This window comes from Pseudomonas sp. 65/3-MNA-CIBAN-0223, assembly GCF_040310425.1.
Taxonomy (GTDB): Bacteria; Pseudomonadota; Gammaproteobacteria; order Pseudomonadales; family Pseudomonadaceae; genus Aquipseudomonas; species Aquipseudomonas gregormendelii.
Map to the genome: position 1 here is coordinate 1 of NZ_JBEOPV010000047.1, position 1855 is coordinate 1855.

Below are 1855 nucleotides of genomic sequence, written 5' to 3' on the forward strand. Positions count from 1 at the left end.
TGATGCGGTAGAGGAGCGTTCTGTAAGCCTGTGAAGGTGAGTTGAGAAGCTTGCTGGAGGTATCAGAAGTGCGAATGCTGACATGAGTAACGACAATGGGTGTGAAAAACACCCACGCCGAAAGACCAAGGTTTCCTGCGCAACGTTAATCGACGCAGGGTTAGTCGGTCCCTAAGGCGAGGCTGAAAAGCGTAGTCGATGGAAAACAGGTTAATATTCCTGTACTTCTGGTTATTGCGATGGAGGGACGGAGAAGGCTAGGCCAGCTTGGCGTTGGTTGTCCAAGTTTAAGGTGGTAGGCTGGAATCTTAGGTAAATCCGGGATTCTAAGGCCGAGAGCTGATGACGAGTGTTCTTTTAGAACACGAAGTGGTTGATGCCATGCTTCCAAGAAAAGCTTCTAAGCTTCAGGTAACCAGGAACCGTACCCCAAACCGACACAGGTGGTTGGGTAGAGAATACCAAGGCGCTTGAGAGAACTCGGGTGAAGGAACTAGGCAAAATGGCACCGTAACTTCGGGAGAAGGTGCGCCGGTGAGGGTGAAGGACTTGCTCCGTAAGCTCATGCCGGTCGAAGATACCAGGCCGCTGCGACTGTTTATTAAAAACACAGCACTCTGCAAACACGAAAGTGGACGTATAGGGTGTGACGCCTGCCCGGTGCCGGAAGGTTAATTGATGGGGTTAGCTAACGCGAAGCTCTTGATCGAAGCCCCGGTAAACGGCGGCCGTAACTATAACGGTCCTAAGGTAGCGAAATTCCTTGTCGGGTAAGTTCCGACCTGCACGAATGGCGTAACGATGGCGGCGCTGTCTCCACCCGAGACTCAGTGAAATTGAAATCGCTGTGAAGATGCAGTGTATCCGCGGCTAGACGGAAAGACCCCGTGAACCTTTACTATAGCTTTGCACTGGACTTTGAATTTGCTTGTGTAGGATAGGTGGGAGGCTTTGAAGCGTGGACGCCAGTTCGCGTGGAGCCAACCTTGAAATACCACCCTGGCAACTTTGAGGTTCTAACTCAGGTCCGTTATCCGGATCGAGGACAGTGTATGGTGGGTAGTTTGACTGGGGCGGTCTCCTCCTAAAGAGTAACGGAGGAGTACGAAGGTGCGCTCAGACCGGTCGGAAATCGGTCGTAGAGTATAAAGGCAAAAGCGCGCTTGACTGCGAGACAGACACGTCGAGCAGGTACGAAAGTAGGTCTTAGTGATCCGGTGGTTCTGTATGGAAGGGCCATCGCTCAACGGATAAAAGGTACTCCGGGGATAACAGGCTGATACCGCCCAAGAGTTCATATCGACGGCGGTGTTTGGCACCTCGATGTCGGCTCATCACATCCTGGGGCTGAAGCCGGTCCCAAGGGTATGGCTGTTCGCCATTTAAAGTGGTACGCGAGCTGGGTTTAGAACGTCGTGAGACAGTTCGGTCCCTATCTGCCGTGGACGTTTGAGATTTGAGAGGGGCTGCTCCTAGTACGAGAGGACCGGAGTGGACGAACCTCTGGTGTTCCGGTTGTCACGCCAGTGGCATTGCCGGGTAGCTATGTTCGGAATAGATAACCGCTGAAAGCATCTAAGCGGGAAACTAGCCTCAAGATGAGATCTCACTGGGACCTTGAGTCCCCTGAAGGGCCGTCGAAGACTACGACGTTGATAGGTTGGGTGTGTAAGCGCTGTGAGGCGTTGAGCTAACCAATACTAATTGCCCGTGAGGCTTGACCATATAACACCCAAGCAATTTGCTTGCTCTAACGAGCACCAGATTGCGGTGTGTGAAGACGAAATGAACCGAAAGTTCGACTCTTGCAAACACCGAAAGCTATCACATACCCAATTTGCTGAAGCGAGGCCAG

At 52.2% G+C, this 1855-nt stretch carries 1 rRNA gene; it reads left to right on the plus strand.

The annotated features are described in order from the left end of the window. A 23S ribosomal RNA gene (locus tag AAEZ09_RS27825) occupies positions 1–1725 on the plus strand; the annotation flags it as partial. Positions 1726–1855: the final 130 nt, after the last annotated feature.